General features: G+C 48.1%; 11 protein-coding genes and 1 tRNA gene. 6 read left to right on the top strand and 6 right to left on the bottom strand.

The genetic code is table 11. From position 1 onward, the window contains the following. The first annotated feature begins 303 nt into the window (after positions 1-303). Entirely contained in the window at positions 304-1,314 is a 1,011-nt protein-coding gene (locus G3M70_07495; protein ID QPJ61738.1) for an HD domain-containing protein, read from the top strand. 36 nt (positions 1,315-1,350) lie between these two features. On the opposite strand, the gene G3M70_07490 is transcribed toward G3M70_07495, so the two are convergent. The 5 genes from G3M70_07490 to lpxK all read right to left on the bottom strand — a co-directional run bounded on the left by G3M70_07490 (position 1,351) and on the right by lpxK (position 8,200). Further along, positions 1,351-2,325: a response regulator gene (locus G3M70_07490; protein QPJ61737.1), complete on the bottom strand. Its 975-nt coding sequence runs from the start codon at positions 2,323-2,325 to the stop codon at positions 1,351-1,353. Between the two features lie 161 nt (positions 2,326-2,486). Next, entirely contained in the window at positions 2,487-3,707 is a 1,221-nt protein-coding gene (locus G3M70_07485) for an amidohydrolase family protein (protein QPJ61736.1), read from the bottom strand. 21 nt (positions 3,708-3,728) lie between these two features. Beyond that, positions 3,729-6,128 carry a PDZ domain-containing protein gene (locus G3M70_07480; GenBank protein ID QPJ61735.1) on the bottom strand — a complete coding sequence of 800 codons (2,400 nt, stop codon included), beginning with the start codon at positions 6,126-6,128 and terminating at the stop codon, positions 3,729-3,731. 26 nt (positions 6,129-6,154) lie between these two features. Next, positions 6,155-6,586, bottom strand: a complete 432-nt coding sequence (locus G3M70_07475) for an isoprenylcysteine carboxylmethyltransferase family protein (protein ID QPJ61734.1) — start codon at positions 6,584-6,586, stop codon at positions 6,155-6,157. Between the two features lie 525 nt (positions 6,587-7,111). Then, a complete protein-coding gene (gene lpxK / locus G3M70_07470; GenBank protein ID QPJ61733.1) occupies positions 7,112-8,200 on the bottom strand; it encodes a tetraacyldisaccharide 4'-kinase in 1,089 nt (362 codons plus the stop codon). 68 nt (positions 8,201-8,268) lie between these two features. On the opposite strand from lpxK, the gene G3M70_07465 reads away from it, so the two are divergent. The 5 genes from G3M70_07465 (at position 8,269) to G3M70_07445 (ending at position 14,786) form a co-directional block, all read left to right on the top strand. Next, entirely contained in the window at positions 8,269-9,528 is a 1,260-nt protein-coding gene (locus G3M70_07465) for a hypothetical protein (GenBank protein ID QPJ61732.1), read from the top strand. A gap of 27 nt (positions 9,529-9,555) precedes the next feature. Next, complete coding sequence (locus tag G3M70_07460; protein QPJ61731.1) at positions 9,556-10,833, top strand: hypothetical protein; 1,278 nt, start codon at positions 9,556-9,558, stop codon at positions 10,831-10,833. A 64-nt stretch (positions 10,834-10,897) separates the two neighbouring features. After that, on the top strand, positions 10,898-12,826 hold the full coding sequence (locus tag G3M70_07455) for a tetratricopeptide repeat protein (protein QPJ61730.1): 1,929 nt from the start codon (positions 10,898-10,900) through the stop codon (positions 12,824-12,826). Between the two features lie 29 nt (positions 12,827-12,855). Then, on the top strand, positions 12,856-14,628 hold the full coding sequence (locus G3M70_07450; protein ID QPJ61729.1) for a tetratricopeptide repeat protein: 1,773 nt from the start codon (positions 12,856-12,858) through the stop codon (positions 14,626-14,628). A gap of 71 nt (positions 14,629-14,699) precedes the next feature. Then, positions 14,700-14,786, top strand: a tRNA-Leu gene (locus G3M70_07445). A gap of 880 nt (positions 14,787-15,666) precedes the next feature. On the opposite strand, the gene tcmP is transcribed toward G3M70_07445, so the two are convergent. Further along, entirely contained in the window at positions 15,667-16,791 is a 1,125-nt protein-coding gene (tcmP, locus tag G3M70_07440) for a three-Cys-motif partner protein TcmP (protein QPJ61728.1), read from the bottom strand. Between the last annotated feature and the right edge of the window lie 4 nt (positions 16,792-16,795).

The raw sequence follows: 16,795 nt of genomic DNA, 5'->3' as shown, positions 1-16,795 counted from the left end.
CCAGGCGAGAATTTACCAACCGCCCCGCCAGGAAAAGCCGCCTTTTAGGGAATAGGGCCAAAAAATACTTCCCACTACAAAAACACCCCTGACATAATATTGCAAAAGGGAATTTTCCATCTTCAACAATTTCGTTGTTTTTTTGATTTTCAGGAAGGTTATTTTTTCCTTCTTAATGCTAAACACCCTTTTTTGTGGGATAAAATGAGGATTGGAGTTGGCCCCGGAGTTGCTTTTAAATTTAGAAACGACTCGAACCTTTTTTAGCGGCTTTTACTTAACCCATATTATTTGCCAAATGTAATGAAGAAGAAATCATCTTTTCGTTTGATCGACAAGGAATTCCTCAACAGGAAAGACAATCAGGCTTTTTCTATCTATGTGAAGGAAAAGCTAGGGGGTGGGGAAAAGTTTGTCCTGTTCGCGGATCATTCCAAACAGCACCAGAATAAAATCAAAATGCTGCTAAGCACCGGGTGCCTGGAACAAAAAATTTATATCCATGTTGACGACCGCAATGCCTATTTCAAACAAATGTCACAACATTTAAAAGTCCTTTCCCAGAAAAATCTGATCTCGCGCAAAATGGCAACCAAAAAACTATTTTTAGCGGCCCGGGAACTTGTTGGGGACATTTACGAGGAGGGCCCTTCGAAAATTATGGGGGACACCGCTAATGTGGTGGTGACTACGATGCGAGGCCTTTTTTCCGAATCGGATGTCAAATTTGAAACAATGGCCAAGCAAGTGGCCAACGACATCACCTCCTACACGCACAGCGTAAATGTCGCTTTCTACAGTCTGGCCTATGGAACCCACGTGGGACTGAAACCTACTGAACTCCACTCGCTGGGAATCGGTGCCTTGTTTCACGATATTGGATTGTTCTCGGTTCCAAAAGAGGTGATCTCAAAAGAGGGTTTGTACCACGACTTTGGAGTTCTGCCGAGCCTGTCTGCCAACAAAAACCTGAATCAAGAGGACGTGTTGCATTTAAAAAACCATCCTATTGAAGGAAAGAAATTGCTGGCTAAATTAAACAGGTACCCGGATTCGGTATTGGATATTGTGGAGCAGCACCACGAAAGCTGGGATGGAAGCGGCTACCCCAAAAAACTTGTGGGAAAACAGATCTCCCCGCTTGCCAGGATTTGTAAAATTGCCGACTCGTTTGATACGTTGAGGAATCCCCGTACCTATCGGCCGAAAAACTACAGCCCTTTTGAAACTCTCAATATTATGGTGAACGATTTAAAGGGGCAGTTTGAACCTGGCGTCCTGAAAACTTTTATACAAATAATGGGGTCTTCTTAGGATTCGGGTTTCAATTAAAAGAATATTGAGCCTATTTTAACTTGCCAGGCAGAATTCTGCGCCCTTTTCACAAAGTGATCTCAATGTTCCGAAAACATCTCCGTCGATTTTATTTTCCTCAACCTGTTTGAATAATATTTCAAAAGATTGCTCCAGGCTCAGGCTGTTCCGGTAAGCCCGAGTTGAAGTGAGCGCATCAAAAATATCAGCCACAGTTAAAATTCTTACGGGAAGACAAATGTCCTTACCAAGTAAACCCCGAGGGTATCCACTGCCATCGAGTTTTTCATGATGCATTAATACCAAATCCAGTCCCTTGCCAATAGTTTTGAGTCCCCGGCACAAATCATACCCGATCCTGGAGTGCTGTTTGATTGTATTAAACTCTTCATCATCAAGTTTTCCCGGCTTTAACAGAATTTTGTCGGGGATCCCAATTTTACCCACATCATGAAGCCGTGCCCCCTTTCTGAGGCCTTCCAAATCTTCAGGACTCAGGTTCATGCTTTTTCCAATGGCCAAGGCAGTTGCCGTTACCCGATCGACATGCTCCCCGGTGTAGTCGTCACGGGCCGCAACTGCCGCTGCCAGCGCAATCAATACCTCCTCAGCAGACTCCAGATGGTCCGTTAATTTTTTTAATTTTAACGAACTTTTTACTCTCACTTCTAATTCTTTGAGGTCTACTGGTTTGGAAATAAACTCAATGGCCCCCACATCAATACCTTCAATCCTTACTTCCTGACCATTGAGCGCCGAAACCAGAATGATTGGAATGAGTTGGTATTTAGGGTCATTTTTAAGAATTTTACATACTTCGATTCCGGATAGTACCGGCATATTTATATCAAGGATGATTAAATCAATATCCTCATGTTTGACTACATCGATCGCTTCCCGACCATTATTTGCAATCAACAATCGGTATCCCATTGGACGCAAAAACGCATTCAATAATTTTACATTCTGCTTTTCATCATCAACAATCAAAATGGTCTGGGGATCCGTCATACTCAACCACCGAACTTATTTAAATTTTTTTTTGCCTTTTTTCCAATAAGATCAGGCTAAGGGAGGTATATCAGCACGTCAATATCAAAAAATATTTATTCCCAATATCCAAACTACGTCAATTAAATTAAATGGTTAACAAGAGAAACCCAAATACGGACTTATGCGCTTCCGGCCATAAATACTCTATCAGGGCCCTCGCCGATCTGATCAAAAATGGTATCCCACCAAATCCTGGACTTATTCTTTAACCGAAAAACAATCAAATCGGCCCGGGCACCCATCACCAGTTCCCCTCCTGATATTCCGGAGGCCAACGCACCACCCACTGTTGCCATCCATAAAATTTCTGCCCGCGAAACATCTGGCAGCATCGCACCCGCCAACCGGATCTCTCTTAAAAAATTCAATCCATCATTGCTGGCATAAGAATCCGTGCCCAGCCCAACCGGAATCCCGGCATCCAGCAGTTCGCGCACCGGAATGTATCGCGCGCGCCCGAACCAGCGTGTGGAGCCAGGGCAAAACACAGCACTGGCATTATTTCTTTTCAGCAAATGAATATCCTGTTCATCCATTTTATTAAGGTGGACCGCCTGCATATTTTCAAGGACATCCATCTCATCCAGATACTTCACCGGGGAAACACCCGGAGGGTTCCAGGTTTCTTCCCAGACCCCACGTTCCTCAAGTAAATCGCGAAACGGACCTTTTCCAGTTTCCAAAAACTCCTGCTCCTCCGCTACTTCTGCCACGTGGCATGACCAGAGACACTGGTATTTTTCAGCCAGTTCAATCAACTTTTCATACAACTCCGGTGCCACCGAATAAGGTGCATGTGGAGCCAGACCCAATTGGATTTTTCCATCATGTCCGGTGTGTTCTTTTAACAGGGATTCGACTCGACGCACGTTCTCCTCTGCCTTGCTCTTTTGAAACCCCAGCACCTCGTAAAGCAAAACCTGCCGAAAAGGAAGTTGTGCGTATTCGGGCAGTAGTTCAGGATGGGAAAAATAGTCAACCAAAGTGGTGACCCCTGATGCCAGCATCTCCTGCGCAGCTATCTGCATTTCTCTGGCGCGCTCGGTAAAAGGAAGTGCAGTGTTTAACTTCACAACCTGTCTGATCCAGTTGACGAATTTCAAACCTTGGGGAATTTTTCCTTTCAGTCCGGAGAGCGACAAATGGCAATGCGCGTTTACAAATCCGGGCAGGATGAGGCTGTCGGATAAATCAATGGTCTCACCTGAAAAGCTTTCGGAAGGCTGTGAGTTGATGGCCACAATATTTTCACCATCAATTAACAGCTCTCCGTTTTCAAGGGGAGGAGCGTCCGGTTCCTCCGCCATAGTCACTAGCTGCCCGAACAAAATGCGTTTCATTTTTTTGCTAATCCTGAGATGTCAGTTGATATCCGCTGTAAAACCAAATTTATTGTTGACCACCGACTGATCATTTACGGCACCTGCACTGTATTGATCCTCCCCTCCGCCTGTATCGATCAAAAAACCAAAACTGCCCATTTCGCGCAGAGGTTCGAAATGCCCGCGACCCTGTCCTTCCGATTTTACAAAATATTCATCGCGACCACCGGTGTCTACCAGCATACCGAGTCCGTTGGCATTGCCCACACCCTGAGCCAACACTCCACTGAGGTAACGATCGTCTCCTTCATAGTCCATCAAAAACCCTGCCGCGAAATCGTGACCGCATCCCTGTGAAACACCGAAGTGGGCACTGTATTGGTCATCACCTTCATTATCCGTCAGCAAGCCCAGTGAATAATGAACCCCGGCTCCCTGAGCATAACGACCCGCAATGTATTGATCGTGGCCCGACGCATCGTGCAGAATACCCAATGCCAGCCAGTAACTCGAGCCCTGAGCAAAGTAATCGGCGGCATAGACATCGTTACCTCCGGCATCGGACAATATTCCAATTCCTCCCGAAGCACCTGCGACCGATTCCCAGGGTCGAAGCCCCAAACCAAACCCCTGAGCCATGGATTGCGTTGCCTTGTCAGGCTGGCGGAAGTCTTTCACCCGTCCCCCAGCAAAATAATGATCGTTACCCGCACGATCCAGCAAGGCGCCGAAACCTTTGACGAACCCAAACCCTTGCGCGTAAAGGTCTGTAGAATAAGCGTCGTAACCTTTTTCATCTATCAGCATGCCGATCCCCCACGCTGCCGATGCCTGGCAGAATGCCTGACAGCGGTAATGGTCGCGCCCCTCAAGGTCGACCAGCAATCCGGAACCAAATATTCCATTGCCCTGGGCCAGGGCACCGGCTTGATAAAAATCATCGCCTTCAAGATCGATCAGGAATCCGACACCGAGGAACCCTGCGCCCTGTGAGAACGATTCATCGGATAAATAGCGGTCATTTCCAGCCAGGTCGATCACAATAGAGAAGGGAAGGCCGGGTCGCGCCCCACCGGCATGGTTGCGATAAATGTCATTCCCACCGAGATCGAGGATCAGGACTGCGTCATCGCGGTAAACATTGGAACCTTCATTGCCGATAACCACCAGACCCGCCGGAGTATGGAACAAGGTCCGATCTTTTTGTGGATCTGCGGTCCACCCTTCCGGGTAATGGATGGTTTGGGAACGGGTGTTCGCGAGTTTCTGGATTCGGGGAATATCAAGAACCTCTGCCAGTTCCTGTGCGAGTGCCAGAATGCCCTGCACATCGACTTTTAAAGCTATCGCCAGCAAATCAAGCGTCAGGGTTTCTGATTTTTCTTTTTGCTTCGGCGTAAGTTCTTCCTCCTCGCGGTCGAGCGAGGCCATCCACTTTTGAAACCAGTTTTCCAGTCGAGTGATTTCATTCGGACTGAGGTTTCCGATCACTTTCCGGTAACGCTTTTGGACATCGGTCAGTTTTTTTACAAGGCGGTCAAGGTATTGAGTGAACGTTTGGGGTGAATTTTCTGAAATGGTGTTCTCAGCAGGCAATGTGTAGTCGAGGGATTCAGAACCCTGTTCAATCAGGTGAGAGAGATTGAGCTGGTTCTCTTGCCATGCCGAATAGAGATCGCCAATCAAGGAGTCCCCGACGGCAGGCAACGCCAACGGGCGGTGAATCAGGGAAGTGATGAGATTTAAACGAAACGGATTGAATGTTTCCCCTTTGACCGCAGTGCTGACCACCTCGTCCGCCCTCTGGCCAAAAGCTCTTAAGTTTTTATTAAACTCCGACAGCTTTCCTGAAGAATTCAGCAGATGACTCAATAGAGATTTGCCCTCCTTATCAACCGAATTAGCTTCTTTTACTTTAGAGTCCAATGCGGTCCTGATTTCTGGCCTTGCCTCAAGTTGGATCTTTAGAGAAAAAGGTTTTTTATTTCGCTCAACCTGAAGACGAACAGAACCCCCAACCTTCACCTCTGAAATTTGCTTTCTGAATTGATGTGACAGGGAATCGAAACTGCCCTTGCTTAGTTTTTCTCCCTGCAAGCCGACAATAAGGTCACCTGTTTGGAAACCAGCTTGCTCGGCTGGAGATTGAGGAAACACTTTCAATACCTTTAGTGCGAACAAATCGGGGTCTGTGGCCGACGAGGCAGGACCAATGGAAACCCCAAGCCAGGCCCGGGGTTGATATGAACTTTCCAGGGAATCATCAAAAGAAACCGATATTCCTAATAGTTGATCTGACTTTTCTTTATTATTGAGATTAGAAATTTCGGGTTTTCGCCAATTGGGTAGCTTTTGAAACGATTGTTCATCGTTAGCCATAGTGACCGAACAACTAGCCACAAACAGACAAAAGGTTAGAACTGCCAACAAAACTTTCATTCTTTAACCATTTTTTTCAGAAAGAACTAGAACCATGTCGTTTTTTTCCACTCATTATACGAGTCACCAAACCGGGTCTCGAGGGCACGATCTTCCAGGCGGGCACGAATAAAGTTCAAGGGTAATATAATTCCCACCACATAGGCCAACCCCCAGCTTGAACCAGCACACAGGGTCATGCCAAGAAACGTCATATTGATACCGAGGTAAATCGGGTGGCGCAACCTGCTATAGATACCCCGCTTCACCAGTTGATTGCTTCCCGGGAGCACGGCAAAGGATTTCCCAAGATGCAGCATCGACGTGATCCAGATGATGATCCCGCTTAAGCCCGACACTAATCCAACAATGACTATTGCATCGTGACCAAAACCAAAATGCAATGGCCCCAACCACAGCACTGCGAGACCCAGTGGATAAAGGGACGGCACCAGAATGTTGAGCGCCAGTTCTTTCATAATGAAAAGATCATCACTGAAAATAAAGGTTTGGAGGTATTGCTCCCCCTACTCCTAAGGTGGCTGGGGGACTTTTTCATTAATTCATTTTCTAAAAATTTCTGGATTGCTTCACTTTGTTCGCAATGACGGAGGCGGTGAGTCATTTTTTTCATATGAAACGGCTTTCTTCAAAGGGAAACCTTTGCCTAACCCTGAAATCAAAGTCCAAGGCGAGGTTCTTCTTCACCTGAAGGCTCATCAGAATGTCAGGGCAATATCAAAATTGTCACCCTGAGCCTGTCGAAGGGGGACCACCAAATTTCCGGCCTCTGATTTTTGGGAATTGCAAAGGTCTCCTTAAACAAGTGGGCTTGTGTGACTCCTGATTTTTTGATTGACCCGGCAATAATATCTCCTTTCCAAAAACAGCATCGACAAGCTGACTATGCGCAACAATCCCCCTGGCTCCGCCTTCCCCCTTCGTGGAAGGGGGAATATTAAATCCGCTTTCTATTTTTCAGTCATTTAGGTAAAAGGTCTTCGTTAGCCATGCACCAGCCCCTTTATCAATTCCAGCAACTCCTCTTCACCCTCTACAAACTCGATTCGCATCTCCATGTACCAGACCGGTAGAGGAAACGTTCTACCTTCAAGTTTGACCGCATCTTTTTCCGTGGTGAGCACAGCCGCCGCCCCTTTCGATTGTGCCGCCTCCATCAGTTCATCCAGATACGGCCCCTGATAGTCAAAATGATCTGGAAACTCCTGCTTTACGACGACTTCAATCCCCGCCCCGATTAATGTCTCGAAAAAATCCTGAGGCTGCGCTATGCCGCAAAACGCAGCCACACTTTTGTTTTGAAACCCTGGCCAGTCAATTGCCTCGCCGTCTTCAAGGTTCACCAACCGACCCGGCACCATGCGCGTTTTCATTACGGGCCGGTCAATGCCCAGCAACTTCTTCACATCCAGGTCGGGCTCTCCTTCGCGACTACGGGTGACGATCACCGCATCCGCACGATGCGCTGCATCACCATAGGGTTCTCTAAGCATCCCGGCTGGAAACACTTGCCCGTTACCCAGGGGTGAACGATGGTCTATCAACAGGATATTGAGATCGCGTTGGAGCGCCAGATGCTGATACCCGTCGTCGAGGATCATCACATTGGCGCCAAACTCCTGCTCGGCATGAACACCCAGCGGGTGACGTCTGCGCCCGGAAAGCACCGGCACCGTTAATAAACGACGCGCCAGCATCACCGGCTCATCCCCTCCGCTTGCGGGATCGAGCAGAAGTGATTTCCCATCTGATACAACATTTATATTGTCCTGGGCTTCCCCGCCATAGCCCCGGCTCAATATCGCCGGTTTCCGGCCCATCTTTTCCAGCACCCCCGCCAGCCACAACACGGTTGGGGTTTTACCGGTACCGCCCAGGGTGAGGTTTCCCACGCTGACGACAGGGACATTCAATTTTTTGGAAGGCATCAGGCCGCGTGCATAACACCTGGCTCTGATTTTCTGGACGAGGGCATATGCCCAGGACACCCAGCACAAGATCCAATACATGGGAGCCAGGTAAAAAGAGCGCTTTGGGGAAGTGACCTGATGAAAAAGGGATTCGAGGCTCATGGCACCCGGAAGTCAAACAGTCGAGGAGGGAAACCGACAGATTCGGTCAAGTGGGTTATAATCCGGCAATGGACGTTTTGTATCATACCATCATCACCACGGTCATGCTTCTGGCTTCACCGTTTTTCCTGATCCGTGCCATCATCAGCGGAACCTTCCGACGCGAGATGATAGAACGCCTGGGCGGCTGGCGTAGTTTTCACCCTCCCGACGATCCGGTCTGGATTCACGCGGCTTCCGTAGGTGAAGTCAAACTCGCGCTGACTCTCATCGACCAGCTCAAACACACCCTGCCAGAGCGCCCGGTTCTGCTATCAACTTTTACCCCGACCGGGCTGGCGGTGGCTCGAAAAGCCAATGTTTGCCCTTCATTTATGATGCCGCCCGACTCCCCCCTGTTTCTCAACCCTTTAATGGAAAGGTTGCAGCCCGCGGCGCTGGTTTTGATCGAGGCGGAACTCTGGCCGGGACTGCTTCGGACCTGCCACAAACAGGGAATTCCGATGGTGCTGCTCAACGGACGGATGTCCGAAGGATCGATGATCCGCTACCAGAAACTCAACCCCCTGTTCTCATGGATCGCTGAAGGCGTTCACTTTTTCGCAATGCGCACCGAAGCCGATGCGCGCCGGGTGAAAAAGCTGGGGCTGGCCGATTGCAGGATCGGCGTAACCGGAAACATGAAATACGATGCCGTCATGCCCCCACACACTAACGGGGATCGGCCCAGTCCCGGGTTGATCGTATTCGGTTCAACCCGGCCCGGGGATGAAGATGCCGCCCTCAAGGCTATCGAACGCTTGAAACCCGATTACCCGGAAATCCGTTATGTTATAGCCCCACGCCATATGGACCGCATTGATGAAGTGGAAACCATGATCCAAAGTCGTGGACTTGAATGCGTCCGCCACAGCCGGATGAAAGAACAACGAAACTTCTCTCCTTTCATTATTTTAGTGGATCAATTGGGTGTTTTGAACGATTATTACTCCATGGGACGGGCCGCGTTTGTGGGTGGTGGGTTCAAACCCGAATATGGCGGGCAAAACATTCTGGAACCGGCCCTTTGCGGTATCCCCGTCCTTTTTGGTCCCCACATGCAGAATTTCGAAGAAGAAGCCAAACTTCTGGAAGAGTCTGGTGGTGGATTGGTTCTTAAAACACAGACCGACCTTTATCCCATGCTGAAATTTTTGCTGGACAACCCCGAGGAATGCGAACAACTCGGACGACAGGCAGCGGCGGCGGTGATTGCTGAACGGGGAGCCGTTGAGCGGAATGTGGAAATCATTCGCGAATCGTTAAAGTTTGCCCCTTCCAACCTTTAAGATAAACGAGACACCCTCGCGGGTTTTATGATCACACTTTATTACATTCTTAGCACCTGTATCGGCCTGCTTGTCCTGCCTGGCTTGATCGTTCTTTCCACCATCACCGGAAGAAAGCGTCATGGTCTGTGGCATCACTTCGGATTTTTGCCGCGCAGGCCAAGGCCACACCGGCCCACTCTATGGCTGCACGCGCTTTCCGTAGGCGAGGTCAATGCTGCCGTCCCTCTGTTGAAAGAAATCCATTCAAAAAAACCGGAAATTTACATTGTGGTGACGGTGACCACTGAAGGTGGGTTCCAAACGGCATCTGAGAAACTCGACTTTGTGGATACGATTGCTTTTCATCCTATGGATGCCTGGCCATTTGTTTCGCTGGCGGTGCAACGCATTCGCCCTGACCTGTTTGTACTGGTCGATACTGGCTTCTGGCCCGGACTCATATTCAAACTCCGTGATAAAGGCGTGCCTGCGATTTTGCTGAATGGAAGAATCTCCGAACGTTCTTTCAACAACTATCTAAAAATTTCCAGTTTTATCCGCAAGGTCTTTCAGGGTTTCAGCAAACTTTACATGCAAACACCAGAGGGAGTCGCACGAGTCTATGATCTGGGTGCGAGTGAGGAGGCCATTGCCTTGCAGGCGGACACGAAATATGACCAACTACACCCCCTTGATGAGGAAAACTCGCGAATCCTGCGAGATTCACTCAAGCTTGCTTCTCATAACAAAGTCCTGATCGCGGGCAGCACCCACGCTGGAGAAGAGGAAATCATTCTGGATGCCTTTTCGGAACTTCGTAAAAGTTTTCCCAATCTCACATTGGTTCTGGCACCACGTCGTCTTGAACGACTGGCCGAGGTGGAATCATTGCTCAACCAGCGAGCCGTAGGTTACATGAAAAAATCACGGCTACGAGAACCTTTGGCATCCGTGATCCTGCTTGATACTATGGGTGAACTGGCTCGGCTTTACGCCGTCGCCGATGTTGCTTTTGTCGGCCGCAGCCTGATCGACCCGGGTGGCGGCCATAGCCTGGCGGAAGCTGCTATTCATGGAGTACCCATACTGCACGGCCCCTACATTGAAAATGTAAAAGCTCAGGTCCTGCTACTGAAACCTTCCGGTGCGGCTATCGAAGTAAGTCACGCCAGTGATATTATCAAGGAAGCTGGTAATCTGCTTGAGGACGACACTCGACGGGGTGTTCTCGGTGAGCAGGCACACATTCTGGTTGAGGGACAAAAAGGCGCTTCTAAAGAACTTGCTGAAGTGATACTCAATGAAACCTTTTCCACCGCATAAAACCCGAGACAATAAAATCTAACGGCTCTTTATTGACTTTTATCTTTCCCTATTTAATTACTTAATGACCCCGATTCGCACCAAAATTCACGTTCAGCGTTTGATTATTTTAATTGTTTTGACCCTGCTGGCGTTTTCCGGAACGTTGTCGACGCCGATGCTTTATGACGACGACCACGCAGTGGTCAACAATGAATCAACCAAAAGCCTCGACATTTACCCGCAGGCACTTCACCCGGACAACCTGCTCAACCGCCCGGTACTACAGTTCACTTTTGCACTCAACCGCGAACTGAACGGTCTCGATGTCTTTGGTTATCATCTGGTCAACCTCGCTCTACATATTGGGGTCGGGCTGGTTTTTTATTTCCTGGCATTCGAGTTGTTATCCCTGGTTCCCAAAAGGATCCGTCAGGATTGGCATCAGGTTCCTTTTTGGGCAGCGGCGATCCACCTCCTGCATCCTCTGGCGGTGGAGCCAGTGGCCTACATTTCCAGTCGCTCTTCATTATTAGCCTCTCTGTTCTTCTTATTGGGGTTAATCTGCCTGGTTCGTTTCTATAAACGAGAAACCGACACCGGGCTCGGGGGACTGGAACTGCTGGTCGGGTTTGGCTTGTTTTTCTATCTCGGTTGTGGTTCCAAAGCAATTGTGGTGACCCTGCCTGTGATCGCTGTGCTGTATTTATGGCTGGTACGACCTGGCAATTTTTTAAAAGATCACGGCACAGAGGCTATCCTGATCCTTTCGCCTGCTCTTTTGTACCTGTTCTGGCGCACTTCCCAGCTCGGGACCATGACCAGCCTGCCGGGCGACCTCGCTTCGGAAACAATGAGCCGAAGCCTGTATGCACTGACCCAGATCAAATCGTTTGTATCGTTTTATCTCCTGAAGTTTTTCCTTCCGGTTAACCAGAACTTTGAGCCGGATGTCCGGCTGGTATCCGGCACGGGTGATATCGGTGTCTGGCTGGCACTGGTTGTCATGGTGGCCATAGGTTACTTTCTTTATAAAAAAACACCGCGTTTGCTCTGGTTTGGCGGAGCCTGGAGTGTGATCACCTTACTACCCACTTCCAGCTTTATTCCTCTTAAACAAATAGTGGTAGAACACAGATTTTACCTGCCCGGCTTGGGAATGTGCCTGGTGCTGGCAGGATTGATGCACCTTGCCATTCGTAAATCCGTGTTGCGGAATTCTGCATTCGGTGTGGTTTTATTACTTTGTTTATTGCTAACTCAAAATCGGGCGCAGGATTTTAAGACAGACGTGACAATCTGGGAAGACACCGCCAGTAAAAGCCCCAACAAGGCACTGGTGCATAACAATCTCGCAACAACCTATCTGGGCCAGAAACGTTATGACGATGCCGAGCGTTCACTCCTCACTACATTGAAGCTAAACCCCAACCACTCACAAGCGCGAATCAATCTCGGGGTTATGTATGCAAGACAGGGGCAATTGGAAAAAGCGGTTGAAGAGTTTACGGGTTTGATCAATCGTGGTTCCAGCGATCCTGTGGTTTTATACAATGCAGGGCTTGCTTTAAAAAATCTGGAACGGCCGGAGGAGGCGCTTCCATTTTTGACAAAAGCCACAGAGAAGGCCCCCAACAATGCGGACTACTTTTTCACACTGGGACAAGTTTACCAGTCGGTGAAAAAAAATGATGAAGCGCTTCTGGCTTACCGGAGTAGCCTGAAACTCAATCCTGACAACCCCATGGTCCATCTCAATATGGGCACCGTGTTTTGGGAACAGCAACACTTTTATTTCGCTGACAATGAATTCCAGATAGCCAATCGCTTGAAACCAGATTCTCCCCTTATCCTGAGCAACCTGGTCAGTTCAAATATGTTGTTTCAGAATTACGAACAGGCCATTCATTACCTCGACCTCTGGCTCAAACTGGAACCAGATAACGCCACCGCTATCCAATATAAAATCGCCGCCAAGCGTTTGCTTGAAAACAAAAAAAGTAAAACCAAATAAGCAGCTTCGCGTGATTTTATCTTCTCAACATGAAAAACCCCCATCCATTTCAGTCAAATCTTGCATGCCTGCTGGTCATAATAACGGCCGGTTTATTAGTCTACGCGAACCACCTGCTCAATCCGTTTCAGTACGATTCCGTACGTTTTCTCTCTGAAAATCACCAGTTCGCTGACCCCGCCAGGTTAATCAGTCCGGAATTCGTTTTAAAAGAGTACTTCCATCGGGGGGGACTGTTCTGGACCTATGGTCTGAATGCGTGGCTGCATGGAATGGACCCGTTCGGATTTCATCTCATCAACCTGATGTTTCATTTGATGAACGGTGCACTTATATTCCTCGTAACGCAACGCGCACTTCCTTACTTCAATTTCACATCTCAATTCCTGTCACACCGTGGACTCAGTCTGGCGGTGGCTTTGTTGTTTGTCCTGCACCCCATTCAAACTGAAACCGTGGTGTATGTCATGAGCCGGTCGGAATTGATCGCGGGTTGGTTTTATCTTTTGGGTTTTTACTTCTTCCAGAGGGAGACCGGAGAGGCGGGATCGGAATGGACATTAAAAAATACGGTTCGAACCACCCTTGTTACTTTGCTTTTTATCATTCTCGGATACAGCATTAAACCCACGATCATCACTCTTCCCGCAACGATGCTGGCTTATTTTTTATTGGGTAGAAAAAAAGAGGACCCTCTCTGGGATCGGATCCGTAAATATAAGATCGTCATCATTGCAGGCTTCCTGGTTTCCGCGATGGCTTTAACCGCAAAACTTGCCATCGATCCCTTTTTCTTAGCGGGAACCTCCGGAGCGGTCGAGACTATCGGAAGGCAAACCTACCTATTGACCCAGCCCTGGGTCATCATGTTCTATTATTTAAAACTCCTGCTGTTTCCTTTCGGCCTGAATATTGATCCGGAAATTGTCCCCGCCACTACCCTCATTTCGTGGCGATTTCTCGCAGGGTTTTCAGCAATAACGATTTCACTCTGGGTGGCATTCAAAAAACCCTCCACCCGCCTGCCTCTGTTTGGCTTGATCTGGTTTTTTATCGTACTGAGTCCCTCCTCTTCATTTGTAACACTGCTGGACCTGGCGGCGGAGCACCGGGTTTACCTGGCCGCCTACGGTGTGTTCGTGATCATCACGCTTGGCCTGGCTCGTCTGATAAACATTACTGTGTCTGATTCGCCACGCCGGAGAGGCTGGTTTTTTGTCACCCTGTTACTGCTGTTACTAACATATGGAACACTCACCATAAAGCGTAATCAGGTCTGGTCGAGCGAGGTCACACTCTGGGAAGATGTATTGGAAAAATCGCCCAACAAGGTGAGGGCCCTGGTCAACCTGGGTCATGCATACACCAACCGGGGAAACCGGGACAAGGCGATCGATTTTTACCAGCGATCCCTGAAAAAAGGTGCGCATTATTTCCAGACCTATTACAACGTTGCGGTGTTGTATCTCGAAAAAGGCGAGACGGAGAAAGCTTTTGAGCATTTTCAAATTGCCGCACGGATTGATGGATCGATTCCGGATGTGCATGCCCGGCTGGGGGATTTGTATATGCAGCGTGAGGACTGGAAAAACGCGGATGCCTATTTGCGAAAGGCAGTGGAACTGAACCCCGGCTACGCCTCGGCCTTCAGAAGCCTGGGCATTCTGCATTACTATTATATGAAAGAACCCAGGGCCGGAGTCGCCTTTCTAAAAAGGTCCTTGCACCTGAATCCCGACCAGCCCGACGCAGATAAAGTCAGGGCCCTGATTGCCCAATATGAAGCCAAAAGCAGAAAATAGCCTTTCGCAAAACGAGGTATTCTTGGTCGTTGTTGTTTTGGCCGTGATATGGTATTTTTCTCAAACAACATGCCGAAGTGGTGGAACTGGTAGACGCGCTGGATTCAAAATCCAGTGGGGGCAACCCCGTGTCGGTTCGATTCCGACCTTCGGCACCACTACCCGTGGAGGGAGCTTGTCCAGGCTCCCTCCGCGGTCCAGATTTTCAGGGCGCGTTAGAAACAAACGGTTTGAAGATTCACCGTCGATGCGTACTCCTTGCAAAGAACAATGGACAACCCATTACCAGGAATTCCTGGGTTGCCACTTCCTCCATTACGTATTTCAAAAAGGGGCCAGCTTTAAAAGCTGGGCCCCTTTTTTTGTGTAAAGCGCTGACAATCCCATACAGTCAACTTTTTTCAGAAGTAAGTGAGAAACCGCCTGCAAATTTTGGATGGATTTTGGCTGTGCTAAAAAGAAATTAAATCCGCAGTAAATAGAATTAATTGCACCCTAAATATTTTTAATGGAAATTAATGCGCATCAAATTCGGACCATTGCATCCGTAATGCACCAGTAAAGCCGGTCAAAGGGAATAAGTAAGTGGAAAAGGAATTAAGAACGACCGCAAGATGTGCGTGGTAGTACCACGCGATCTTGGCAAGGGAGACGCTGCGCTCTCCCGTTGCATCCCTCTCGCTCGTGCGGCAAAAGCCGCAGCTTGTCGGCCTGAAACCCGACAAGCCTCTCGGCAACGGAAACCTGGTTCCCTTGCCTTGAGAAATTGGTGCATTCCGGCATCGAGCCTTTCATGCGCCAGCCACTCGGCGTGGGGCCTGCAAGTCATCTCAGAAAGCTGGTTTGAACTTTCTCCGAAAACTTGCTTGTGTCGGACATTGCCCGGCAATAAAACGTATTACCGTTTCACCCCTCGCGTATGTAGGGATCCCCACTTACCCCTAAAGGGACCGTGTGCGGAGCCTCCTTGCACTTGCTGCCCCCATCCTCGCCAGATAGCAGGGGTGCAAGTACCCTTTTCTACTTTATTTAAAGTAATTAGTTTGAATTTTGCTGTTCCGCAAAACTCAATAACAAGCGATCGGGCCAGCTATTTTTACGGCGTGCGCGTGTAGAGCCTGAGGGGTCCGTGATAGATGTAATGATGCCTTTTTCCAGCAAATTTTCTAGCTCAATTCTGGCGTGGGACTTAAGAAAAGTGTCGGTTTCTTCAATTACCCATTTGAAAATTTCTTCAACTGAAACATTGTGACGGCCATGAAATTTTTCTTGGAGCATCCCTGATAGAGGATGCGTTTGTGCCCCAATTTCAAAAAGATTCGCCTGCAATTCACTTCTTGACGCTTCCCGATGAGCTGAAAAAGAATTTCCGTGTTCAGGGTCAACTTTCCACATAGCTTGTTTAATTTTTTCAAACCCCATAGGGTTTCGTCCACAGAAGAAAAAAGCATTGTCCCGGATATGTTTTTCATCCCTCATCATGAACTTTAACGAGTAACGGCCAATACTCTTTAAGTTGTTTTCGAAAGCTAAACAAAATGCATCTATGGAGTCATCCGCATTTATAATCTGACTGAGATCATTTTCACCAACCATGCTCTTAATTTTTTCTGTAATTTCTTCATTTTCATGTTCCTTGAAACGGTTCATAAAACCACACATGAAATTGACAAATATTTCACTGCTCTGGTTATGCATAAGAAGTTTTATGTTTTCTATCGGACTATGGCCAAAACCAAAAGGATCAATAAAGCTAAAAGTTGGGCTATTTGGATTCTGGTTTAATACTTCTTTGATGCTTTCGATTTTATCCGTAAAAACCCCTTCTTTTAGGTCTATCGTAACGTTGGAATCTGGGTTTTTAATGGCATCAAGAGTTGTTAGATGCGCCAAGGCTTTTGGGTCCTTATCAATGAATACCAAGGTAGCTTTGAATCCTTGATATTTTTGAGCCGTGCTACTTGCAAGACGAGCCGCTATTACAGGGGAACCCTCTTCGCCACTTAGATACTCACCTGGGCCACAAAACCCATCAATATAATAAACATGTCTAAAACCTTTATTGGCAAGTATGCCAAACCATGCGCCAAGATAATCGTTTAATATCTCTAGCTTTGCCTTTGTTCTAGGTGGGCATTCCCATAGGTAACCTTCTTGAGACATTTAA

The organism is Candidatus Nitronauta litoralis, assembly GCA_015698285.1.
GTDB classification, from domain to species: Bacteria; Nitrospinota; Nitrospinia; order Nitrospinales; family Nitrospinaceae; genus Nitronauta; species Nitronauta litoralis.
Note: the sequence above shows the minus strand (reverse complement) of the source record. Positions and strands in the feature narration are given on the sequence as shown.